Genomic DNA, 22,387 nt, shown 5'->3' with positions numbered 1-22,387 from the left:
GAAAATCGTAATTTCGACAAAAATAACCGCCCTGTAACACACGCTACAACGGATTTGGGCAATTGGCTTAATTTAAAAATGGTCTTGTATTTGGAAGATTTGGCAAATCCGAAAATAGGGCTTAATTTAGTCCCAAACCCGCTGTAGCGCGGGAACGTTATGTATAACCTTATGACAGAAATTACCCAAGACATAAAAGACGGACTTAACCTTGCTTTAAACGAAGCAATTATTGTCGGACTTGATTATGACAAGGAACGCAAAACTGTTTACCTTACTTTTTATCCTATTGCTATTCAACAAGACGGGACAATACCCAATGACAATAGATTTCTTTTTGCTTTTAGAAACGTTGGACGACTTGCTTCTTCATTAACTCTTGACATTGAAAATGAAGCTACTAAATTCGACCCAAACGAACTTTCTGACCAAATGAGTGAATTTAAAAACGAATCACTTTATGGTTGGGAATTTATAGACAACTCTGAAGAGTTAGTTTTCAAGCAATGGAAAGACAATGTAAGTTTTGATACAATTATTACTTCCGGCTTTGAAAAACAACATACAATTGACCTTTTTCAAGAAGATAAATACAGCAAAAAGACAATTGACATTAGAATATGGTTTGACAAAATAGAAATATTTGACAGCAACTTAAAGCCGTTTGACACACAAACTTTCATTGACAACGGCAAAAGGGGTTGGGACAAATTGTACAAAGATGGTTGGACAACCACAGAAGCAGAATTAAAAGGAAAACTAATAATAAACGAATGAAAAGAAAGGCTATACATAACACACGCTACAAGCAAGCTGGGCAATTGGTTTAATTTGAAGATAGTTTGTATTTGATACATTTGTTTTTAACAGAAAGAATACGCATCTTTAATCCCAGCCTGCGTGTAGCGCGGGAACGTTACCTGTCATTTTGAAAAACCAAAAAGTGGAAAAAGAAGAAATAAAAGGAGAATTTGAAGTTATTAATAGTTTTGCAATAAGAAGTAGAAATGAATTCTATTTGATTGGCGAAATTAGAGAAGGAATTGTTGAAGTGAATTGGTTTTTGAATATTCCATTTAACCAATCTTTATCATTAACTGTTCGAATAAAATCAATTGAAGAAGTAGAAATTTCAAGCGAATCAAAAAAATATAAACTCATAGTTGTTAATGCAGATTCAGAATTACTAAATCTACTTTTAGGATTACATATTGGGAGTGAATATTTAAATATAACAATTGAAGGACAAGATTAATGAAATTTTTAATTATTCTAAAATGCTGACTAAAAAACAAATTCTAATTTTATTTCTCATATCATCCGAACCAGGAATAAGAGGAATAAGCTCATTAATGAAACTTTTTGACAGAGCCGATTTTCCTTCAAATATTTCATCGAACTTGAATGAATTACTTAAAAATAACTTAATAACAGTTTTCGAAAATTTTGACAACGGAACAGCAAAAAATTATAAGATATCTGAAAGCGGAAAAAACTTTTTGATAGCTAATTTTAATGATTCGGAAATAATTGAATTTGTAGAAAATATGGACGAACCAAAATTAATTTTAGAAATTACAAAAGCATACATAAATAAAAAAAACGACAGGTAACACACGCTACAAGCAATTTGGGTATTTGGCTTAATATGAAATTGGTTTTGTATTTGGAAGATTTGGCAAATCCGAATAATCGGCTAAATTTAGTCCCAAACTGCTTGTAGCGCGAGAACGTTACCAGCTATATTACCGCAGAGTCAAGAATCTAACGCAATTTTATAACCAAAAAATGTATAAAATTGTAGTATGAAAACAGCTTACAAAAGACTCAATCGTGATCATAGAATTGAGATTGAAAAACTAATCGCTTTGGGCAAAAATAACAAACAAATTGCCACTACTCTATCGGTTCATCCAAGCACCATTTCCAGAGAACTAAAAAGAGTCAAAAATGAACCTTATGACAACCTAAAAGCAGAAGCAAATTATGTCTATAATCTAATGGATAAACGCTTAGGAACATCCAAAATTAACAGCAATCCAAAACTCAAAAATTTTGTATATTCACAGTTGGAATTACATTGGTCTCCAAAGCAAATTTCAGATGCTTTAAAACAATTTTATCCCTTTGATCCAACTATGCAAATCTCGCACGAAAATATCTATTATCACATCTATATTCAACCTAAAAAAGAGGTCGAAAAACTACTAATTTCTCAACTTAGACAAAAAAGAAAATACAGAGGAAATACCCGAAGAGGTGCTGATAAAAGAACCACAATTAAAGACCCCATTCGCATTGATGAACGACCTGCCGAAGTGCTCACTCGCGAGATACCTGGTCACTGGGAAGGCGACCTAATACTGGGAAAAAACAGAGAAAGTGCTATTGGGACTCTGGTAGAAAGAACCACTCGATTTTTAATAATTGTACCCTTGAAAAAGAAAGACTCAACAACCGTGAGAAAAGCTTTTGAAAAGGAGTTTAGAAAGCTCCCAGACAACCTAAAACTATCTTTGACTTATGATAACGGAACCGAGATGGCGCAACACAAAACCTTTACTAAAAATTCCAAAGTAAAAGTCTATTTTGCCCATCCCTATAGTCCCTGGGAAAGACCCACAAATGAAAATACGAATGGGTTAATTAGAGACTATTTTCCCAAAGGAACTGACTTTAATTTAATATCAAAAAAGCAACTCAAAGAAGTACAAAATCAGCTCAATGAAAGACCTCGAAAAACACTCGAATACGAATCGCCACTAAATACAATTAGTCGATTATATATGAACCAAAATTTCATCTAATAATTAGGTATAGTCAAAATAAATCGTAGCTTTATTTTTTGAATTTAGAAAGCCTAAAGACAATCAAAATTTGGCTTTCTGAATTTGAAAAATAAGGCAAAACTCTAAAGCAAAAAATTGCGATAGAAACTTGAATCCGCCTACACTAAATGAACACAGAAGAAAGAAATTTAAAGATAAAAACATTGCGAAAACTGGAAGAAAGAAAATTAAAATTACCTGAATTAATCTCTTTTATTTCCTCAATTTCAGAAAAAATAATTTCAGAAAATGAAATTTTAACAATCGAAGAAATTGAACAGAAAGCAATCGAACTTAACGGAACTGATTTCAAATTTAACTACTTAAATTTAAGTTTTACAGAAGATGAAATTAGAAATCTTACAAAAACGCTTCTAACTCTTAAAGAGGAATTATCTAAAGAAAACTTTCTTAAACTTTACCGTTTTACAGAAATAGCAATTTTGAAAATAGAAACTAAATTTATAATTGAAAATATTGTCGAAATTGTAAAATTTGACGGAGATTCATTTTCTATTTATGACAAAGATTTTAAAAATGGTTTTTGGATTGACTATTCAAAAGATTATTGGTTCAAAAATAACAAAACAGAAAATTTATGGATTTATGAGTTGAGAATATTTGGAAAAGACTGGATAAAATTAATAAGTGCGGAAATATAAATACAGCTGGTAACACACGCTACAAGCAATTTGGGTATTAGGCTTAATTTGAAGTTGGTTTTGTGTCAGGAAGATTTGGCAAATCCGAAAAATGGACTGAATTTAGTCCCAAACTGCTTGTAGCGCGAGAACGTTACTGGAGACTTGTGCCGAAATTACGCAGATAAAAACAATTAGAAAATAAGCACACGTTCCGCAAGAAGTTTAAAAGCAGAAGCGTGAAAATTGGAATTTATCAGCAGAAACTTGAAAATTGTAATCTGAAAAGCAGAAGCGTGAAAGTTGGAATTTATAAGCAGAAACTTAAAAAGTTGGAACCTGAAAAGCAGAAGCGTGAAAAGTAGAAACTTGAAAAGCAAAAGTGTTATCACTTTGTGGATATTCGCAATTTCGACAAAACAACCGCTCCCCAACACACGCTACAAGCAATTTGGGCATTTGGCTTAATTTGAAGTTGGTTTTGTATTTGGAAGATTTGGCAAATCCGAAAATAGGGCTTAATTTAGTACCAAACTGCTTGTAGCGCGAGAACGTTGTGCGTCACTTTCGAGCGACAGAAACTGATTAAAATAAACGATAATTTTTAAAGTAAATGAAATATGAAATTTAAACTGAAATGCTTTTTGTTTTCATTATCACTATTGTTTTTTTGCTCTTTTATTGGAAATCAAATAAATAAAGAAACAGAATTTTCAAAAACTTGCTTGAAAATCAGTAGCGAATTTAAAACGCAAAATGATCACGGTCATATATACAATAGGAAAACTGAAAAGTATTTAAGTTTACCAGAATTTAGTAAAATATTAAAAAGCGTTTCAAAATATGACTTAGAAAAAAACGTAAAATATAAAGTTGAGAAAAATAACATCGGAAAAATTGAAAAAACAATTTGGCTAAGCACTTTGAAAAAAGCAAAACTTGTAAGTGTTGAAAAGTTAATTTTTAAAACAATAATAGAACAAGAATATCAAGGAAAAAAGTATAATAATGAGTTTGTAATAATTGATTATATAATTACTAGAAATGAATTACCAAAAAATATACGACTAAGAATTATGGAAAATAATTTCGAAAAAATTTCTATAGATGATGTTGAATATTATGGAGTTTTTGAAAGTAGAATATTAGGAATCGATGATGCTAAAGACGAATTTGACAAATTGCTAGAGAAAAAATAAAAAGCGAACGCACAACAGGCGTTTGGCAAGATTGCGAATTTTGTAGTTAATTCACGTTTATTTCTCGCAAGAAATTTTATCTTTGATAGAAAATAATCGGTTCCGAACTTCGCAACCTCGCCAAGCGCCGGAACGTTGGCAGTAAGTTTACCGCAGAAGAAGAAAAAAAATGGAAATGGAAAATAAGAATTTTAAAAGAATATTTTTTTAAGTTTATTATTATGTTCAATAGCAGTAACTTATTTTTACTTTTTTTCTGCAAGAATTCAAGTGGAAGTTTATAATAAAACTGATTTTGATATTGACTCTTTGAAAATTGAAGACAAATATTACGAAATAACAAAGCGAAAATCGATAGTTATTAATTGTAGAAAATTAACAATACAAGACAATTTGCCTTTTGGAACTCCAGAAGGAATAATTAAAAATATGCAACGTGATACAATAACTTATCCTCTTTGTGGAACAGGAATTGAAAAAATAAGAAGTGGAAAATATAAATTTGACATTGAAGCTGAAATTGGAAAAGATTATTACAAACTTAATTGGAAAGAACATAAACAGCATTGAAAAAACCTACTGCCAACACACGCTACAAGCAATTTGGGGATTTGGCTTAATTTGAAATTGGTTTTGTATTTGGAAGATTTGGCAAATCCGAAAATAGAGCTTAATTTAGTCCCAAACTGCTTGTAGCGCGGGGACGTTAGCAGATATATTAAAAAAAACGAGATGTATAAAGAATCATTTAAAGATTTAGTTAATATTGCAAAAAATAAATCTGAATTACAGAGCAATAATTTATTAAATAAACCAAACCCTTTTTACATAGGTTTTGGTAATCCAAATTCTAAAATATTAATTGTAGGACAAGAAAAAGCTATAAGAGCAGAAAACGAAATTCAAATTAAAGCTGAATCTTCTGAAAATCCCAAACAATGGTATTATTTGATTGAAAATATGATTGAAAATTTAGATTATAAATTTTATTTTGATTATTATTTTAAAAATCCTTTACACCCATATGATGGAAAACCATCAAGAGGTAATACTTGGTTACAGTATCAAAAATTGATAAATCTTATTTTTCCCGAATATATTTCAGAAAGAAATAATAATTTTTTATTAAAGTCATTCATTACTGAAATTAATCATCAAGTTTCACCAAAGCAATTGGGAAATAAAGAGGACGAAAATAGAACGACAATTAACGAACATATTTTCTATAAAAGTTTTAATGTAACTATTTTAGCAATTGGAAGTTATTTAAAAAAATCTGAAATCGAAAATCGATATAACGTTAGTTTCTTGGAAGATTTGTCAAAACCAAGACAAAGATTTCTGTTATTCACAAATGAAAGTGAAAAAAGAATTGTTTTAAATATAAGACAATTAAGTAACGATATAAGTACAGAATATTTAGAACGTATATCAGAACAAATAAAAAAATACATCTGCTAACACACGCTACAAGCAATTTGGGTATTAGGCTTAATTTGAAATTGGTTTTGTATTTGGGAATTTTGGCTAATCCGAAAAATAGCGCTAATTTAGTCCCAAACCGCGTGTAGCGCGGGAACGTTACCAGCAAGCAACTAAAAAAGAGAAACTTAAGTGAAAGTTCAAAAAATTACATTTATAATTTACATTATATTGGCAATTGTAATTGTTTGGCTGACTTATGGCTGGTTGAATCCAAATTATGAAAAGTGTTTTAGGCAAAATTCTGAAGAATTTGCAGAGAATCGTATTGAATTTGAAAAACTAATTAGAAATATAAAAACTCAATATTTGAAAGTCGAACCAAATCCTAATTTAACAGAATTATCGAAGAAAATATCTGAAAATTATGAAGAAGAACTTGATAAAGTTGGAATAGAAAGCGTGGAAATAAGTTCCCAAGAAGACCTAAATTGTTCCGAAAAACTAACTTTTACATTCAATGTGAAATCTGGTTATAATATTAACAAACTGCGAAATGTACAAATCATTTATTCGCCTTGTAATGAAGAAACTGAAAAAGATTATCATTCCAATTCAAACCATATTGACATTAATGGCGAAGGAAATAATTGGTTTATTTTTTCGGACACAGACTACATATAAATTGCCAGCTGGTAACAGCTACTACAACGGATTTGGGCACTTGGCTTAATGAGAAGTTGGTTTTGTATTTGGGATGATTTGGCAAATCCGAAAATAGGGCTTAATTTAGTCCCAAACCCGCTGTAGTAGCGGGACGTTAGGCGAAACTTTACAGCACCTCTAAAAAACAACTCGTAAATATATAAACACAAAATTTAAAAGTTCGGAAATAATTAGAACTTTTATATGTATATTTGTACTCGATATGGAAATAATTGGAAAAAAGCATTTAGAAAAACTGAAAAGTAAGAATAAGGGAAACATTTTATTACACAATGCAATAGATAAATTATTTGATGATTTAAAAGATAGCAATTGGGACAATAAATTAGATCTTATTAATGAAAGACCCGATGCAGATTGTGTTTATGATGATTTTTATTTTTTTGACATTAATATTCATAGAGTTTTTATATTAATAGAATTTGAAGACGATGAAGCAACGATAGTATGGTGTGGAAATCATGATGAATATGAAACTACATTTAAAAACAATAAAAATACTATTAAGAAATGGTTAAAAAATAAAGGACATATTTAATAAACTCTTTTATAGACAACTTTAGCAACAATTTAAAAAAATGAAAACACAAATAGATTTAAAACAGATATTAAAAAAAGGGCATATTTCTGATGAAATTGGTCTTGAAAGAGCAATGATTCTAGATAGAAAACTTCGATTACTTGTTAAAGATAACCCTGAATTAGCAAACGAAAGAAAACAACTTCGAGCAATTATCAAAGAATATGAAAATAAACATTGGAGTAAAGATTCAATCATTTCTGATGAAAAAATACAAGAAAGTGATTTTGCAGAGTTTATAGCGGAACAAGAAAGAAGATTTTTAGAAAACAGAAAAAATGTAATTAAAGATAAGATTTCCGAACATGGCATAAATCAACAAGATTTAGGTGTAATTTTAGGCCATCGTAAATCTTATATGTCAGAACTAATGAATGGAATTAGCCCTTTTAACAATAGAGATTTAATAATTATTCATCGTTTATTTCACATTAAACTTGAAAATCTAATTCCCACAATTATACCTCAAAAAGATAGAAGTAAAATTAAAGCATCAATATTAAAAATAAATAAACCTAGTCTAAAATTAGCCAAAGTAGATTTAGAAAAAAGCTTCGCCTAACACACGCTACAAGCAATTTGGGTATTTGGCTTAATTTGAAATTGGTTTTGTATTTGGGAATTTTGGCTAATCCGAAAAATAACGCTAATTTAGTCCCAAACCGCGTGTAGCGCGGGAACGTTAGCGGATATAATCGCGACCAAAATTATGGAAAAAGAGAATTGTTATTTAGAGTTTGATTATTTTGAAGATTTGAATTTTGAAGATTTGAAATTCACTTTTGAAAAAATAAAATATTCGAAAAATAACTCAATTGAAACTAACGATAATTATTGGTTAGAAAATTTTCCTAAATATTCCATTGAGAAATTTTGGTTTTTAGATTCGGACTTGAAACCGAATTTTAAAACTGCCGACAAAACAGAATTTAATTGGCACTTTTATTCTTTGATAGAATTATTGAGCATAAATTACGGAATAGAATATATTGACTTAAAGAAAGTAGACAAAAACAAAGGTTTACTTGAATATAATCCTTACGAATATCCGTATGGCGGAATTGACGGAATCGTAATGTTTGTAAAATCTTTTAATTGTATTCCGAAAATAATTCATGATGGTACAAGTGTTTATGAAATAAACTTTGAAACTTCTGAAGTATTTAATATTACAGATTTAGAAGATGAAAACAAACAAAATAGTTCTCTGGAAAAATTTAATGCGGTTAAATTATTATATAAATTCGCAAACAGATTTAAACAATAAAAAATTACATCCGCTAACACACGCTACAACGGATTTGGGCAATTGGCTTAATGGAAAGTTGGTTTTGTATTTGGGATGATTTGGCAAATCCGAAAATAGGGCTTAATTTAGTCCCAAACCCGCTGTAGCGCGAGAACGTTGGTGGCAAGTTGCGCCGAAATTACGCAGGTAATTTCGATTTGGAAATAAAGTTCACAACTCGCAGAAACTAAAAAAATAGAAACGTGAAAGTTGGAATTTGCCAGTGGAATCGTGAAAAGCGGAAACTTAAAAAGTGTTGCGCCAAAATTGAAAACAGAAAAGTACAAACGTGAAAGTTGGAATTTGCCAACGGAAACTTGAAAAGCGGAAACGTGAAAATTGTTGCGCTTAAAATTGAAAACGGAAAAGCAGAAGTGTCAAAGTTGGAACTTGTCAGCTGAAGCGTGAAAAGCAGAAACTTGAAAAGCGTTGCTCCTAAAATTGAAAGCGAAAAAGTAGAAGCGTGAAAATTGGAATCTGAAAAGCAAAAGCGTGAAAACTTTGTGGAAATTCGTGATTTCGACAAAACAACCAGCCACCAACACACGCTACAAGCAATTTGGGTATTAGGCTTAATTTAAAGTTGGTTTTGTATTTGGAAGATTTGGCTAATCCGAAAATTGGGCTTAATTTAGTCCCAAACTGCTTGTAGCGCGGGAACGTTGGTGGCAAGTTGCGCCGAAATTACGCAGGTAATTTCGATTTGGAAATAAAGTTCACAACTCGCAGAAACTAAAAAAATAGAAACGTGAAAGTTGGAATTTGCCAGTGGAATCGTGAAAAGCGGAAACTTAAAAAGTGTTGCGCCAAAATTGAAAACAGAAAAGTACAAACGTGAAAGTTGGAATTTGCCAACGGAAACTTGAAAAGCGGAAACGTGAAAATTGTTGCGCTTAAAATTGAAAACGGAAAAGCAGAAGTGTCAAAGTTGGAACTTGTCAGCTGAAGCGTGAAAAGCAGAAACTTGAAAAGCGTTGCTCCTAAAATTGAAAGCGAAAAAGTAGAAGCGTGAAAATTGGAATCTGAAAAGCAAAAGCGTGAAAACTTTGTGGAAATTCGTGATTTCGACAAAACAACCAGCCACCAACACACGCTACAAGCAATTTGGGTATTAGGCTTAATTTAAAGTTGGTTTTGTATTTGGAAGATTTGGCTAATCCGAAAATTGGGCTTAATTTAGTCCCAAACTGCTTGTAGCGCGAGAACGTTGGGGAGCAGTTGTGCCGAAATTACGCAGATAAAAACAATTAGAAAATAAGCACACGTTCCGCAAGAAGTTTAAAAGCAGAAGCGTGAAAATTGGAATTTATCAGCAGAAACTTGAAAATTGTAATCTGAAAAGCAGAAGCGTGAAAGTTGGAATTTATAAGCAGAAACTTGAAAATTGTAATCTGAAAAGCAGAAGCGTGAAAGTTGGAATTTATAAGCAGAAACTTAAAAAGTTGGAACCTGAAAAGCAGAAGCGTGAAAAGTAGAAACTTGAAAAGCAAAAGTGTTATCACTTTGTGGATATTCGCAATTTCGACAAAACAACCGCTCCCCAACACACGCTACAAGCAATTTGGGCATTTGGCTTAATTTGAAGTTGGTTTTGTATTTGGAAGATTTGGCAAATCCGAAAATAGGGCTTAATTTAGTACCAAACTGCTTGTAGCGCGAGAACGTTGTGCGTCACTTTCGAGCGACAGAAACTGATTAAAATAAACGATAATTTTTAAAGTAAATGAAATATGAAATTTAAACTGAAATGCTTTTTGTTTTCATTATCACTATTGTTTTTTTGCTCTTTTATTGGAAATCAAATAAATAAAGAAACAGAATTTTCAAAAACTTGCTTGAAAATCAGTAGCGAATTTAAAACGCAAAATGATCACGGTCATATATACAATAGGAAAACTGAAAAGTATTTAAGTTTACCAGAATTTAGTAAAATATTAAAAAGCGTTTCAAAATATGACTTAGAAAAAAACGTAAAATATAAAGTTGAGAAAAATAACATCGGAAAAATTGAAAAAACAATTTGGCTAAGCACTTTGAAAAAAGCAAAACTTGTAAGTGTTGAAAAGTTAATTTTTAAAACAATAATAGAACAAGAATATCAAGGAAAAAAGTATAATAATGAGTTTGTAATAATTGATTATATAATTACTAGAAATGAATTACCAAAAAATATACGACTAAGAATTATGGAAAATAATTTCGAAAAAATTTCTATAGATGATGTTGAATATTATGGAGTTTTTGAAAGTAGAATATTAGGAATCGATGATGCTAAAGACGAATTTGACAAATTGCTAGAGAAAAAATAAAAAGCGAACGCACAACAGGCGTTTGGCAAGATTGCGAATTTTGTAGTTAATTCACGTTTATTTCTCGCAAGAAATTTTATCTTTGATAGAAAATAATCGGTTCCGAAGCTCGCAACCTCGCCAAGCGCCGGAACGTTACCAGCTATAATACCGCACCTATGAGAAAACAATTAATCAGTTTGATAATACTTTGCCTTTTTATTTTTTCTTGTAAAAAAGAAAATAATACACGAATAAAGGAAATTGAAATTTTAAGATATGAACGTGCACGTATAGACACTATTTTACCAGTGTTTTATACTTACGTCAATTCATCAGGAGAAGCTTTAGCAGTTGCAGATCTTCAAAAAAATAAATTGGATTATTGCATTTTTAGATTGAATCAGATACCTTCAGATGAATCTTTTAAATATGAAGAAGGAAAATGGAAAGAAGATTTACCAAGTATACAAGGAAGTCGGTATTGCCTTAATGTTATTTATAAAGATAATTCTTCAAAAACAATATATATTGACGATGATAAAGTGTATACTAACTCAAGTTTATTAAAATTCGTAAAGAACACTAGACCCGATTTTAAAAGAAATAGAAAATTTCCATCAGACACATTGATAGTAAATAGTAAAATGAAGCTATTTATAAGTTTTGTAATTCACAATGATTCATCAATTATGCGAAGTCCGCAGATTCCGAAATTGCACTAAATATAATTACAGCTGGTAACACACGCTACAAGCGATTTGGGCATTTGTCTTGTCGGGAAAATGGTTTTGTATCTGGAAGTTTTTGGCTAATCAGAAAAATAACGCTAATTTAGTCCCAAACCGCGTGTAGCGCGAGAACGTTACCAGCTATATTACACTAAATGAACACAGAAGAAAGAAATTTAAAGATAAAAACATTGCGAAAACTGGAAGAAAGAAAATTAAAATTACCTGAATTAATCTCTTTTATTTCCTCAATTTCAGAAAAAATAATTTCAGAAAATGAAATTTTAACAATCGAAGAAATTGAACAGAAAGCAATCGAACTTAACGGAACTGATTTCAAATTTAACTACTTAAATTTAAGTTTTACAGAAGATGAAATTAGAAATCTTACAAAAACGCTTCTAACTCTTAAAGAGGAATTATCTAAAGAAAACTTTCTTAAACTTTACCGTTTTACAGAAATAGCAATTTTGAAAATAGAAACTAAATTTATAATTGAAAATATTGTCGAAATTGTAAAATTTGACGGAGATTCATTTTCTATTTATGACAAAGATTTTAAAAATGGTTTTTGGATTGACTATTCAAAAGATTATTGGTTCAAAAATAACAAAACAGAAAATTTATGGATTTATGAGTTGAGAATATTTGGAAAAGACTGGATAAAATTAATAAGTGCGGAAATATAAATACAGCTGGTAACACACGCTACAAGCAATTTGGGCATTTGGCTTAATGGAAAAATTGGTTTGTATTTGGAAGATTTGGCAAATCCGAAGATAAGGCTTAATTTAGTCCCAAAATGCTTGTAGCGCGGGGACGTTAGTAGCCATTATAGCAAAACAAAAACTGACAATAATTAAATAAAATGAACTTTGATTAGAGAATCATATTTGGAATTGGAACTTATTTGGAAAGATGATGAAATGTTTGAGTTACGAGTGACTGCTTCAAATGGACGTTATTTTGGAATTACAGAAGTTTACGAAACAAGTGAATCATTAGACCATTTTGCCGAATTACTATTTGGATTCCCAAAAAATAATTTAACTCTATTTCACGAAATGGGCAAAAAAAATAGTTACGCCTACTTCTCAATGAAATATTATTGCATCGACAATGCGGGACATTTAGGTATTGAAATTAATCTTGAAGAAAATGTTTCGACTGAATATAGAAATGAAGAGAAAGATAAGTTGAAACTTGAAATAATTGTAGAACCGTCTGCAATTGACAATTTCCAAAAGGCACTAAAACAACTTGCAAGAAATCAAGAAGGGAAAGCAACACTTTTTGGACGAAACAATTAATAATGTAGAAAAACACAACTTATGAATTTAAAAATTATATCTATTATTTTAATTTTTATATGTCAAATTTCTTGTGGACAGACAAAAAACAGTAGGAAAAAATTAGGAGTTGAATATGCAAGAAGCGAACTTAAAGAAGCGCTTTCTAATAACAGTGAAAGACAAATTTTAGTAGATAAAGTTATTACTGATAAGGAAACTGCAATTACAATTTCTGAAACAATTTTATTTAAAATTTATGGGAAGAATAACATAATAAGCCAAAGACCTTATGAAATAAATAAATTTAATGAATATTGGGTTTTAAACGGAACGCTTCCCGAAAATATGAAAGGTGGAACTTTTCTAATAATTTTAAACTCAACAAACGGGCAAATAATTAAATTGACACATGGAAAATAACGGCTAAAAATAAAGCCAGCCACCAACACACGCTACAAGCAATTTGGACATTTGGCTTAATTTGAAATTGGTTTTGTATTTGGGAATTTTGGCTAATCCGAAAAATAATGCTAATTTAGTTCCAAACCGCGTGTAGTGCGAGAACGTTATAGCCAATTTTAAAAAAAACGATGAAAATAAAGAAAATACGAGGACAGAAAAAAATTCATAGACAAATTGAAAAATGGAAATTTAATAATTTGTCGTATAATTTAAGTCTATATCTAGAAAATGAAAGTCATAGAGACTATACTAAAATTTATGTAAGTCCTTTTTGCGATATTTCAATAACAAACAGTGTTATCCCTGAACCGAAAGGAAAAACAAAAAAACTTATCTTATCTTCATTAATAGAAATATACTCTCATTGGGAAGAATTGCTGAAAAAAACAGGCAAACCATACTATTTAAAAATTTGGTTATTTGAACCTAGATTTTCGATGTCTCAAGTTGTTTGTGCAATCGGAGACGATATAGATTATTATAAAAATACTTTTACGCCATCCGATAAAAATATCTTATTAAAAAGTGATCGTTATGGTAAAGAAATGCTATCAAAAATGAAATCTGTTGATTGGAAACCATTTTTGGATGAAGATGTTTTATACGATGATGAAGTTGGAGACAAAGAAATGTATATTTGTGAAAATGATTATCTTGAATCTAGGCGTCGATTTAAAAACATCATGAAGAAAGAACATAGGGTAAAAAAGTTTGAATGGTTAGGTGAGAATCGAGAATGCTATATTTTTAAAAAAGGTGAAGTTTGGTTGGGTGGAAAATAAAAAACGTCGTACAACAGCGGTTTCGCAAGATTTGGGTTTTAGGCTTAATTTAAAGTTGGTCTTATATTTGGAAATTTTGTGTTTAACCGAAAAATCTCGCATCTTTATTCCCCAACCACGCCAAGCGCCAGAACGTTAACTGTTATCTTAAAAAACCGAAATGGAAATAGAAAATTTTAAGAATAGTTTGAAAAGACTAAAAAAATGCAATATGTATTGGGACGAAATGAAACCGAACGAAAACGGTCGATTATGTCAAAAATGCGATAAAACAATAATTGATTTTTCCAAAATGTCGTTTACAGAAATTGCTTTTAAAATGTCTGAAACTAATGAATCAACTTGTGGATTTTATTTACCTGAACAGTTAGCAGAAATTAAACGATCGAAATGTAATGTTCCATTAAGTATTGGATTAACAACTTTAATTGCGACAACATCAATTGCGAATTCCAAAAATAATGAAACTGAAAAACATTTTTCAAATCAAGTTTATGATGATAGTCAAAAAAATAAGCAAATTAATGAACAATCTAAAATAATTAATGATTCAATAATAATAAGTGGTAGAATTGAATATTATGATTTAATCACCAAAATGAACTTAACAGACAGTTATGCCTATGTAATAATTAAAGGTACTAAAATTGGAACTGCATCAAACGAGAAAGGTAATTTTAAAATTAAATATTTACCAAATTTAGAAGTTGAAAAATTAATATTATCAATTGGAGCAATTGGCTTTGAACAAAAAGAAATTGAAATAAAAACTGATAATAAAATTATAGATTTAGGTGTAATTATTTTAACAAAAAGTGAAGCTAAATTGACCGAATTTATTATTACGGTAAAAAGAAGAAATTTAGCAAGTAGAATATGGAGAAAAATAACAAAACCATTTTGATAAAAAGACAACAGTTAACAGCTAGTAAACAATAGTTGGGAATTAAGCTTAATGGAAAAATGGTTTTGTATTTGGCAAATTAGTGATAATCCGAAAATAATTGCTTTATTTATCCCCAACCATCGCCTACTAGCGGGACGTTAGCCGTCAGTTTGGCGGAACGCAGAAAAACCTACTAAAAATGAAAAAATATAAATCGATTTTATTAGCTCTTTTTACATTAATTTCTTGTAATCAAAAAGAAAATCACAGTGAAGAAAATCTGAAAGATGCTAAAACTATTTCAAGTAAAAAAATGAAAATAGAAAAGTTGAAAATTACTGAAACTAGCAAAAATGTAATCGATACAATAATTGTTAAAAGTCAAATTGCAATTATTATTGAACCAACGGAAAAGCAAATTGAAAAACGTAAAAAAGAAGTTGGCGAAGAAGATTTTTATATTGGAGCTGACGATTATATGTTTTACATAAATGAATCAACTAAAACTTTTAATAAAAACAAACTAAAAATTCTAAACATTAAAAATGATAAAATAATCAATTTTGAATTGGAGAACGGAAATAACGCAATTTTAGAATTAAATGACAAGGGCGAATTATGGCAAATATATTTGTTTGACCCAAAATTAAAACCGAAAAAAATCGATATGACAGATTCGGAAAATGAATACAAAAATTATTTTAAGTGAGAAAAACCGAACGGCTAACACACGCTACAAGCAATTTGGGCATTTGGCTTAATGGAAAAATTGGTTTGTATTTGGGAGATTTGGCAAATCCGAATAATGGGCTTAATTTAGTCCCAAACTGCTTATAGCGCGGGAACGTTAGGCGTCAGTTTGCCGGCAATTTGGATATCAAAAGCAAAAAATGATAAAAATGAAAACACTTACTTTAATATTTCTTTTATTTTGGTCACCTTTTTTATTTTCTCAATCATACGATTTAATAAAAAAAGCTGAAAAGAAAATTATTGAAAAAGATTATCCAAAAGCATTAAAACTACTTAATAGAGCTTTACTTGCTGATTATGGATTTTGTGGAACCGCAAAAGTTGAAGCTGAAACTGAAATAAACAGATTGAAATTAAAATTATTTAGTGAAAGCAATAATGAAAAAGAGTTGGTTAAATTTCTTGAGAGTATTGATGAACTTATGGAATTTGAAAATATTTACACACTGGGAAGGATTAAACTTGCTTTAAAAAAATACTCAAAAGAAGAATTAGATTTAAAAATTACTGAATCCTTAAAAAAATCAGACAAAAACATTTGGATAGATTTAAGTAATCTTGTTCAACTAAAATTCGAAGACGGTTATTCATTAAAAATGTTATTAAATTCTGGGGAAGTATGGAAACTAAAAGAAGAAAATAACATTGGATATAATGAAGCATTAATAAAATACTATTCAAATTCCGAATATAAAGTATTGTTAGATTAATACAAAACCGAACGGCTAACACACGCTACAAGCAATTTGGGCATTTGGCTTAATGGAAAAATTGGTTTGTATTTGGAAGATTTGGCAAATCCGAAGATAAGGCTTAATTTAGTCCCAAAATGCTTGTAGCGCGGGGACGTTATGGGCCAGTTGTGCCGAAATTACGCAGAAGAAAATAATCTGAAAAACAAGCGTTTAATTTATGTATAAACTTACAAAGCAGAAGCGTGAAAGTTCGATTTTGCCAGCAGAAGCGTGAAAAGCAGAAACTTCAGAGTTGGAAGCGTAAAAGTAGAAACTTGCCAGTAGAAGCGTGAAAGTAGAAACGCAGAAATCTGAAAGTTGAAGTGTAAAAACAGAAACTTGCCAGCAGAAGCGTAAAAATTGAAACACAGAAAATTACGAAACAAAAACGTTAAAACTTTGCGGAAATTCGTAATTTCGACAAAACAACCGGCCCATAACAGCCGCTACAAGCAAGCTGGGCATTTGGCTTAATTTAAAGATGGTTTTGTATCAGCCGAGATTAGTTTTTAACCGAAAGTTTTAGGATTTTTTAACCCCAGCCTGCGTGTAGCGCCAAGACGTTAGTAGCCATTATAGCGCAGAGTCAAGAATCTAACGCAATTTTATAACCAAAAAATGTATAAAATTGTAGTATGAAAACAGCTTACAAAAGACTCAATCGTGATCATAGAATTGAGATTGAAAAACTAATCGCTTTGGGCAAAAATAACAAACAAATTGCCACTACTCTATCGGTTCATCCAAGCACCATTTCCAGAGAACTAAAAAGAGTCAAAAATGAACCTTATGACAACCTAAAAGCAGAAGCAAATTATGTCTATAATCTAATGGATAAACGCTTAGGAACATCCAAAATTAACAGCAATCCAAAACTCAAAAATTTTGTATATTCACAGTTGGAATTACATTGGTCTCCAAAGCAAATTTCAGATGCTTTAAAACAATTTTATCCCTTTGATCCAACTATGCAAATCTCGCACGAAAATATCTATTATCACATCTATATTCAACCTAAAAAAGAGGTCGAAAAACTACTAATTTCTCAACTTAGACAAAAAAGAAAATACAGAGGAAATACCCGAAGAGGTGCTGATAAAAGAACCACAATTAAAGACCCCATTCGCATTGATGAACGACCTGCCGAAGTGCTCACTCGCGAGATACCTGGTCACTGGGAAGGCGACCTAATACTGGGAAAAAACAGAGAAAGTGCTATTGGGACTCTGGTAGAAAGAACCACTCGATTTTTAATAATTGTACCCTTGAAAAAGAAAGACTCAACAACCGTGAGAAAAGCTTTTGAAAAGGAGTTTAGAAAGCTCCCAGACAACCTAAAACTATCTTTGACTTATGATAACGGAACCGAGATGGCGCAACACAAAACCTTTACTAAAAATTCCAAAGTAAAAGTCTATTTTGCCCATCCCTATAGTCCCTGGGAAAGACCCACAAATGAAAATACGAATGGGTTAATTAGAGACTATTTTCCCAAAGGAACTGACTTTAATTTAATATCAAAAAAGCAACTCAAAGAAGTACAAAATCAGCTCAATGAAAGACCTCGAAAAACACTCGAATACGAATCGCCACTAAATACAATTAGTCGATTATATATGAACCAAAATTTCATCTAATAATTAGGTATAGTCAAAATAAATCGTAGCTTTATTTTTTGAATTTAGAAAGCCTAAAGACAATCAAAATTTGGCTTTCTGAATTTAAAAAATAAAGCAAAACTCTAAAGCAAAAAATTGCGATAGAAACTTGAATCCGCCACTCGCAGAATCGCAAAAAAGAAAAAAATTATAAAAGAATGACAAATATTAATAGAATTATATTCAAAATACATTTTTACATTTTGAGCTTTGTCATCTTAAATTTCTTGTTTCGTTTGATAACGAATTTCGGGATAAATAGCAACCTTATTTTCATTTTAAAAATTCTGATTTATATTAGCGGAAGCTTGTTATTTTTTCTCAATAGAAAACCATTTAAAAAAATCTTAGTTTATTATTTCTATTACTTACTATCTATTCTAATTGGAATTTTATTTTGGCTTTTTGGCGGAATATTTTTAGCAATATTATCTTCATTATTTCTGAAACCTATTTATCCAAATGATATTAAATATCAGAAGGGAAATTTAAAGATTTACTCCTCTTTTAATGGATTATTTGCACGTTGTTGCGAATATGAAATAACAGAAAACAAACTTTTGATATTTGAAAAGTATTACGGAAAAATTAAACTAGATGGACAATTGGAATCTGGAAAAAGTGAAATAAAGATTATTAATAATCAAGTTCATTATAAACATAAAGTTATAAACTTTAACGGGGAAAATAAAATTGAAGCTGATACAATTGAAAAGATTGAAATTGAATAAAAGTACTACTGCTAACAGGCGTTTGGCAAGATTGCGAATTTTGTAGTAAATTCACGTTTACTTTTCGCAAGAAATTTTATCTTTGATAGAAAATAATCGGTTCCGAAGTTCGCAACCTCGCCAAGCGCCGGGACGTTGGGCGACAGCAAAGCGCAACCTAAAAAAACGATAACATTTGTTTCTTAAAAAGGAAACTTATATCTTTACAGAAAATATAAGATTAGTGAAAAATGGATTATAAATTTAAAGTTGAGTTTCTTGAACCCGTTTTAGAGTTTTTAGAAAATCTAGACCCGAAATCTAGAGAAAAAATACTTTATAATATTTGGAAATCAAGAAGCGTAAACGATAATGAATTATTCAAAAAACTCGATGGAGAGATTTGGGAATTTAGAACTTTATTTAACAAACAATATTTGAGACTTTTTGCTTTTTGGGATAAATCAGATAAAAAGGATACAGTTGTGATTTCTACTCACGGAATTATCAAGAAAACTGACAAAACCCCGAAAGTAGAAATTGAAAGAGCAGAAACATTACGAGTAAAATATTTTAACGAAAAGAAATAAGATTATGAAAACATATAGTTTAGATGAAGTAACAGATAAATTCGTTGGAGCGAAAGGAACAACAAATAGAGAAAATTTCGAAAACGAATTGAAAATTGATTTAATTGGTCAAACAATTAAACAAATTCGTAAAGAGAGAAACTTGACACAAGAACAATTAGGAGAATTAGTTGGTGTGAAAAAAGCTCAAATTTCAAAAATTGAAAATAGCTTAACTGACGCAAGATTTGACACAATAATTAAAGTTTTTAAAGCCTTAAATGCGAAAATTAATTTTAATGTAGAATTGTTAAATCAGAATGTAGCAATCCACTAAAAAAATTGCCGATCGCCCAACACACGCTACAAGCAATTTGGGCATTTGGCTTAATTTGAAATTGGTTTTGTATTTGGGAATTTTGGCTAATCCGAAAAATAATGCTAATTTAGTTCCAAACCGCGTGTAGTGCGAGAACGTTATAGCCAATTTTACCGCAGAGTCAAGAATCTAACGCAATTTTATAACCAAAAAATGTATAAAATTGTAGTATGAAAACAGCTTACAAAAGACTCAATCGTGATCATAGAATTGAGATTGAAAAACTAATCGCTTTGGGCAAAAATAACAAACAAATTGCCACTACTCTATCGGTTCATCCAAGCACCATTTCCAGAGAACTAAAAAGAGTCAAAAATGAACCTTATGACAACCTAAAAGCAGAAGCAAATTATGTCTATAATCTAATGGATAAACGCTTAGGAACATCCAAAATTAACAGCAATCCAAAACTCAAAAATTTTGTATATTCACAGTTGGAATTACATTGGTCTCCAAAGCAAATTTCAGATGCTTTAAAACAATTTTATCCCTTTGATCCAACTATGCAAATCTCGCACGAAAATATCTATTATCACATCTATATTCAACCTAAAAAAGAGGTCGAAAAACTACTAATTTCTCAACTTAGACAAAAAAGAAAATACAGAGGAAATACCCGAAGAGGTGCTGATAAAAGAACCACAATTAAAGACCCCATTCGCATTGATGAACGACCTGCCGAAGTGCTCACTCGCGAGATACCTGGTCACTGGGAAGGCGACCTAATACTGGGAAAAAACAGAGAAAGTGCTATTGGGACTCTGGTAGAAAGAACCACTCGATTTTTAATAATTGTACCCTTGAAAAAGAAAGACTCAACAACCGTGAGAAAAGCTTTTGAAAAGGAGTTTAGAAAGCTCCCAGACAACCTAAAACTATCTTTGACTTATGATAACGGAACCGAGATGGCGCAACACAAAACCTTTACTAAAAATTCCAAAGTAAAAGTCTATTTTGCCCATCCCTATAGTCCCTGGGAAAGACCCACAAATGAAAATACGAATGGGTTAATTAGAGACTATTTTCCCAAAGGAACTGACTTTAATTTAATATCAAAAAAGCAACTCAAAGAAGTACAAAATCAGCTCAATGAAAGACCTCGAAAAACACTCGAATACGAATCGCCACTAAATACAATTAGTCGATTATATATGAACCAAAATTTCATCTAATAATTAGGTATAGTCAAAATAAATCGTAGCTTTATTTTTTGAATTTAGAAAGCCTAAAGACAATCAAAATTTGGCTTTCTGAATTTGAAAAATAAGGCAAAACTCTAAAGCAAAAAATTGCGATAGAAACTTGAATCCGCCTAAAAATCCGAATGAAAAAGACATTTATCTTATTATTTACATTTTTTTTATTTTCTTGTAGTTCAGAATTTAAAGTAATTGAAAAACCAACAGAATACTCCGAAATAATAAAACGAAGACAAATAGTTGGTGCCAAATTTTCTGAAAATGGAGATTGTTTTATGCGTTTACAAAACGTAAAAAGATTTACACCAAACCTTGACGAAATTAAAAATGCCGAAAATATTTTGCGGAAAAATATTCGAAAAACTAATTCAAAAAAAATCAATCAAGGAGACGGTTGTCCAATAATTCATAATAACCTAAATCTTTTTAGAAGACAATATTGGGGCTATTATAACGAAAAGAATGAAAAAGTGATTTACGTAACTTTTAATAAAAATAAACTCAGACTTATAGAAAAGATTAAAGGTTTTCAAAAAGACGAAAGTGATAAATGGAAAAAGGAAAGGGAAAGTTGGGAAGATGGTTGCAGTAATCATTGGGAAATTAAAATTAACTTAACAATAAAAGAATTATTTGAATTTGGAGTTAATGGAATTGGATAAAAAAACTACTGCCAACACACGCTACAAGCGATTTGGGGATTTGGTTTAATTTGAAAATGGTCTTGTATTTGGAAGATTTGGCAAATCCGAAAATTAACGCTAATTTAGTCCCAAACTGCTTGTAGCGCGAGAACGTTAGCAGTCATATTACCAAAAAAGACGAAAATATAAAATTTAAACAATGACAAGAATTATTCCAATTTTAATACTTTTTATTTCTTTAAATATATTTAGCCAAGTTGATTCTAAAAAGTATTTTGAAGATTCTAAAAAATTAATGGATTCTAAAGAATATGAAAAAGCACTAACATCCATTAATTATGCTTTAAAAAAAGACAGTTTAAATAGAAATTATATTATACAAAGGGTTAAGATTCTCTTTTTTAAATCAGATTGCGATAATAGTTTTTTAGAATTGAATAAACTTATTAGTTACGAGAATAATCTTGATGACGAAACAATAGCAATTTTGTGCGAAGTTTCAGATTGTATGGATTATAAGGACATTGCAACAGAAGGTTTAATAACTTACATTGAAAATAAAAAATATCAAAATAATGAAATGATAATTTATTTAGCCATACGATTATGTAATAAC

The 22,387-nt window shown here is 30.4% G+C and carries 28 protein-coding genes; all 28 read left to right on the top strand.

The annotated features are described in order from the left end of the window. Positions 1-171 precede the first annotated feature (171 nt). On the top strand, positions 172-777 hold the full coding sequence (locus AC061E_RS11165) for a hypothetical protein (RefSeq protein ID WP_478286316.1): 606 nt from the start codon (positions 172-174) through the stop codon (positions 775-777). A gap of 166 nt (positions 778-943) precedes the next feature. Further along, a complete protein-coding gene (locus AC061E_RS11160; RefSeq protein WP_478286315.1) occupies positions 944-1,255 on the top strand; it encodes a hypothetical protein in 312 nt (103 codons plus the stop codon). A 22-nt stretch (positions 1,256-1,277) separates the two neighbouring features. After that, entirely contained in the window at positions 1,278-1,613 is a 336-nt protein-coding gene (locus tag AC061E_RS11155; protein ID WP_478286314.1) for a hypothetical protein, read from the top strand. 192 nt (positions 1,614-1,805) lie between these two features. Then, the gene (locus tag AC061E_RS11150) at positions 1,806-2,807 is read left to right on the top strand and encodes an IS30 family transposase (RefSeq protein ID WP_478286137.1); all 1,002 of its coding nucleotides are present in this window, start codon (positions 1,806-1,808) and stop codon (positions 2,805-2,807) included. A 149-nt stretch (positions 2,808-2,956) separates the two neighbouring features. After that, positions 2,957-3,490 (top strand): hypothetical protein, encoded by a 534-nt coding sequence (locus AC061E_RS11145; protein WP_478286140.1) that lies wholly within the window; start codon positions 2,957-2,959, stop codon positions 3,488-3,490. A gap of 599 nt (positions 3,491-4,089) precedes the next feature. Further along, entirely contained in the window at positions 4,090-4,668 is a 579-nt protein-coding gene (locus AC061E_RS11140; protein ID WP_478286310.1) for a hypothetical protein, read from the top strand. 270 nt (positions 4,669-4,938) lie between these two features. Continuing rightward, positions 4,939-5,238 carry a hypothetical protein gene (locus tag AC061E_RS11135; RefSeq protein WP_478286133.1) on the top strand — a complete coding sequence of 100 codons (300 nt, stop codon included), beginning with the start codon at positions 4,939-4,941 and terminating at the stop codon, positions 5,236-5,238. A gap of 162 nt (positions 5,239-5,400) precedes the next feature. Continuing rightward, a complete protein-coding gene (locus AC061E_RS11130; RefSeq protein ID WP_478286313.1) occupies positions 5,401-6,129 on the top strand; it encodes a hypothetical protein in 729 nt (242 codons plus the stop codon). A 153-nt stretch (positions 6,130-6,282) separates the two neighbouring features. Then, positions 6,283-6,774, top strand: coding sequence for a hypothetical protein (locus AC061E_RS11125; protein ID WP_478286312.1), 492 nt, complete (start codon positions 6,283-6,285; stop codon positions 6,772-6,774). A gap of 244 nt (positions 6,775-7,018) precedes the next feature. Beyond that, positions 7,019-7,354 carry a type II toxin-antitoxin system HigB family toxin gene (locus tag AC061E_RS11120; protein ID WP_158730507.1) on the top strand — a complete coding sequence of 112 codons (336 nt, stop codon included), beginning with the start codon at positions 7,019-7,021 and terminating at the stop codon, positions 7,352-7,354. Positions 7,355-7,394: 40 nt separating this feature from the next. Then, positions 7,395-7,958: a helix-turn-helix domain-containing protein gene (locus AC061E_RS11115; protein WP_478286311.1), complete on the top strand. Its 564-nt coding sequence runs from the start codon at positions 7,395-7,397 to the stop codon at positions 7,956-7,958. A gap of 147 nt (positions 7,959-8,105) precedes the next feature. Further along, a complete protein-coding gene (locus tag AC061E_RS11110) occupies positions 8,106-8,663 on the top strand; it encodes a hypothetical protein (protein WP_478286129.1) in 558 nt (185 codons plus the stop codon). Positions 8,664-10,414: 1,751 nt separating this feature from the next. Then, positions 10,415-10,993 (top strand): hypothetical protein, encoded by a 579-nt coding sequence (locus AC061E_RS11105; protein ID WP_478286310.1) that lies wholly within the window; start codon positions 10,415-10,417, stop codon positions 10,991-10,993. Between the two features lie 158 nt (positions 10,994-11,151). After that, on the top strand, positions 11,152-11,697 hold the full coding sequence (locus AC061E_RS11100) for a hypothetical protein (RefSeq protein WP_478286309.1): 546 nt from the start codon (positions 11,152-11,154) through the stop codon (positions 11,695-11,697). A 161-nt stretch (positions 11,698-11,858) separates the two neighbouring features. Continuing rightward, positions 11,859-12,392 (top strand): hypothetical protein, encoded by a 534-nt coding sequence (locus tag AC061E_RS11095; protein ID WP_478286140.1) that lies wholly within the window; start codon positions 11,859-11,861, stop codon positions 12,390-12,392. Between the two features lie 186 nt (positions 12,393-12,578). After that, a complete protein-coding gene (locus AC061E_RS11090) occupies positions 12,579-13,013 on the top strand; it encodes a hypothetical protein (RefSeq protein WP_211516865.1) in 435 nt (144 codons plus the stop codon). A 21-nt stretch (positions 13,014-13,034) separates the two neighbouring features. Then, a complete protein-coding gene (locus AC061E_RS11085) occupies positions 13,035-13,415 on the top strand; it encodes a YbbC/YhhH family protein (protein ID WP_478286308.1) in 381 nt (126 codons plus the stop codon). Between the two features lie 170 nt (positions 13,416-13,585). Then, positions 13,586-14,239, top strand: a complete 654-nt coding sequence (locus tag AC061E_RS11080) for a hypothetical protein (RefSeq protein WP_478286307.1) — start codon at positions 13,586-13,588, stop codon at positions 14,237-14,239. Positions 14,240-14,399: 160 nt separating this feature from the next. Further along, positions 14,400-15,143: a carboxypeptidase-like regulatory domain-containing protein gene (locus AC061E_RS11075; protein ID WP_478286306.1), complete on the top strand. Its 744-nt coding sequence runs from the start codon at positions 14,400-14,402 to the stop codon at positions 15,141-15,143. A 181-nt stretch (positions 15,144-15,324) separates the two neighbouring features. Beyond that, positions 15,325-15,834, top strand: a complete 510-nt coding sequence (locus AC061E_RS11070; protein ID WP_478286305.1) for a hypothetical protein — start codon at positions 15,325-15,327, stop codon at positions 15,832-15,834. Positions 15,835-16,024: 190 nt separating this feature from the next. Beyond that, positions 16,025-16,588: a hypothetical protein gene (locus tag AC061E_RS11065; RefSeq protein ID WP_478286304.1), complete on the top strand. Its 564-nt coding sequence runs from the start codon at positions 16,025-16,027 to the stop codon at positions 16,586-16,588. Positions 16,589-17,247: 659 nt separating this feature from the next. Beyond that, on the top strand, positions 17,248-18,249 hold the full coding sequence (locus AC061E_RS11060; RefSeq protein WP_478286137.1) for an IS30 family transposase: 1,002 nt from the start codon (positions 17,248-17,250) through the stop codon (positions 18,247-18,249). 179 nt (positions 18,250-18,428) lie between these two features. Then, a complete protein-coding gene (locus tag AC061E_RS11055; RefSeq protein ID WP_478286303.1) occupies positions 18,429-19,001 on the top strand; it encodes a hypothetical protein in 573 nt (190 codons plus the stop codon). 230 nt (positions 19,002-19,231) lie between these two features. Beyond that, positions 19,232-19,570, top strand: coding sequence for a type II toxin-antitoxin system RelE/ParE family toxin (locus AC061E_RS11050; RefSeq protein WP_478286302.1), 339 nt, complete (start codon positions 19,232-19,234; stop codon positions 19,568-19,570). 4 nt (positions 19,571-19,574) lie between these two features. Beyond that, complete coding sequence (locus AC061E_RS11045; RefSeq protein ID WP_078226418.1) at positions 19,575-19,886, top strand: helix-turn-helix domain-containing protein; 312 nt, start codon at positions 19,575-19,577, stop codon at positions 19,884-19,886. Positions 19,887-20,098: 212 nt separating this feature from the next. Further along, positions 20,099-21,100: an IS30 family transposase gene (locus tag AC061E_RS11040; RefSeq protein ID WP_478286137.1), complete on the top strand. Its 1,002-nt coding sequence runs from the start codon at positions 20,099-20,101 to the stop codon at positions 21,098-21,100. A gap of 152 nt (positions 21,101-21,252) precedes the next feature. Continuing rightward, entirely contained in the window at positions 21,253-21,789 is a 537-nt protein-coding gene (locus AC061E_RS11035; protein WP_478286301.1) for a hypothetical protein, read from the top strand. A gap of 181 nt (positions 21,790-21,970) precedes the next feature. Then, positions 21,971-22,387, top strand: a 417-nt coding sequence (locus AC061E_RS11030; protein WP_478286300.1) for a hypothetical protein, incomplete at its 3' end; no start/stop codon positions are given.

The organism is Flavobacterium sp. GNP011, from assembly GCF_056428925.1.
Note: the sequence above shows the minus strand (reverse complement) of the source record. Positions and strands in the feature narration are given on the sequence as shown.

Bases quoted from the DNA above. Each gene is read 5' to 3' on its own strand.
- AC061E_RS11045 (WP_078226418.1), top strand. From the start codon at position 19,575: ATGAAAACATATAGTTTAGATGAAGTAACAGATAAATTCGTTGGAGCG.
- AC061E_RS11065 (WP_478286304.1), top strand. From the start codon at position 16,025: ATGAAAACACTTACTTTAATATTTCTTTTATTTTGGTCACCTTTTTTA.
- AC061E_RS11095 (WP_478286140.1), top strand. From the start codon at position 11,859: ATGAACACAGAAGAAAGAAATTTAAAGATAAAAACATTGCGAAAACTG.
- AC061E_RS11070 (WP_478286305.1), top strand. From the start codon at position 15,325: ATGAAAAAATATAAATCGATTTTATTAGCTCTTTTTACATTAATTTCT.
- AC061E_RS11100 (WP_478286309.1), top strand. From the start codon at position 11,152: ATGAGAAAACAATTAATCAGTTTGATAATACTTTGCCTTTTTATTTTT.
- AC061E_RS11115 (WP_478286311.1), top strand. From the start codon at position 7,395: ATGAAAACACAAATAGATTTAAAACAGATATTAAAAAAAGGGCATATT.
- AC061E_RS11040 (WP_478286137.1), top strand. From the start codon at position 20,099: ATGAAAACAGCTTACAAAAGACTCAATCGTGATCATAGAATTGAGATT.
- AC061E_RS11130 (WP_478286313.1), top strand. From the start codon at position 5,401: ATGTATAAAGAATCATTTAAAGATTTAGTTAATATTGCAAAAAATAAA.
- AC061E_RS11120 (WP_158730507.1), top strand. From the start codon at position 7,019: ATGGAAATAATTGGAAAAAAGCATTTAGAAAAACTGAAAAGTAAGAAT.
- AC061E_RS11145 (WP_478286140.1), top strand. From the start codon at position 2,957: ATGAACACAGAAGAAAGAAATTTAAAGATAAAAACATTGCGAAAACTG.
- AC061E_RS11035 (WP_478286301.1), top strand. From the start codon at position 21,253: ATGAAAAAGACATTTATCTTATTATTTACATTTTTTTTATTTTCTTGT.
- AC061E_RS11055 (WP_478286303.1), top strand. From the start codon at position 18,429: ATGACAAATATTAATAGAATTATATTCAAAATACATTTTTACATTTTG.
- AC061E_RS11110 (WP_478286129.1), top strand. From the start codon at position 8,106: ATGGAAAAAGAGAATTGTTATTTAGAGTTTGATTATTTTGAAGATTTG.
- AC061E_RS11080 (WP_478286307.1), top strand. From the start codon at position 13,586: ATGAAAATAAAGAAAATACGAGGACAGAAAAAAATTCATAGACAAATT.
- AC061E_RS11155 (WP_478286314.1), top strand. From the start codon at position 1,278: ATGCTGACTAAAAAACAAATTCTAATTTTATTTCTCATATCATCCGAA.
- AC061E_RS11165 (WP_478286316.1), top strand. From the start codon at position 172: ATGACAGAAATTACCCAAGACATAAAAGACGGACTTAACCTTGCTTTA.
- AC061E_RS11050 (WP_478286302.1), top strand. From the start codon at position 19,232: ATGGATTATAAATTTAAAGTTGAGTTTCTTGAACCCGTTTTAGAGTTT.
- AC061E_RS11060 (WP_478286137.1), top strand. From the start codon at position 17,248: ATGAAAACAGCTTACAAAAGACTCAATCGTGATCATAGAATTGAGATT.
- AC061E_RS11140 (WP_478286310.1), top strand. From the start codon at position 4,090: ATGAAATTTAAACTGAAATGCTTTTTGTTTTCATTATCACTATTGTTT.
- AC061E_RS11105 (WP_478286310.1), top strand. From the start codon at position 10,415: ATGAAATTTAAACTGAAATGCTTTTTGTTTTCATTATCACTATTGTTT.
- AC061E_RS11150 (WP_478286137.1), top strand. From the start codon at position 1,806: ATGAAAACAGCTTACAAAAGACTCAATCGTGATCATAGAATTGAGATT.
- AC061E_RS11075 (WP_478286306.1), top strand. From the start codon at position 14,400: ATGGAAATAGAAAATTTTAAGAATAGTTTGAAAAGACTAAAAAAATGC.
- AC061E_RS11085 (WP_478286308.1), top strand. From the start codon at position 13,035: ATGAATTTAAAAATTATATCTATTATTTTAATTTTTATATGTCAAATT.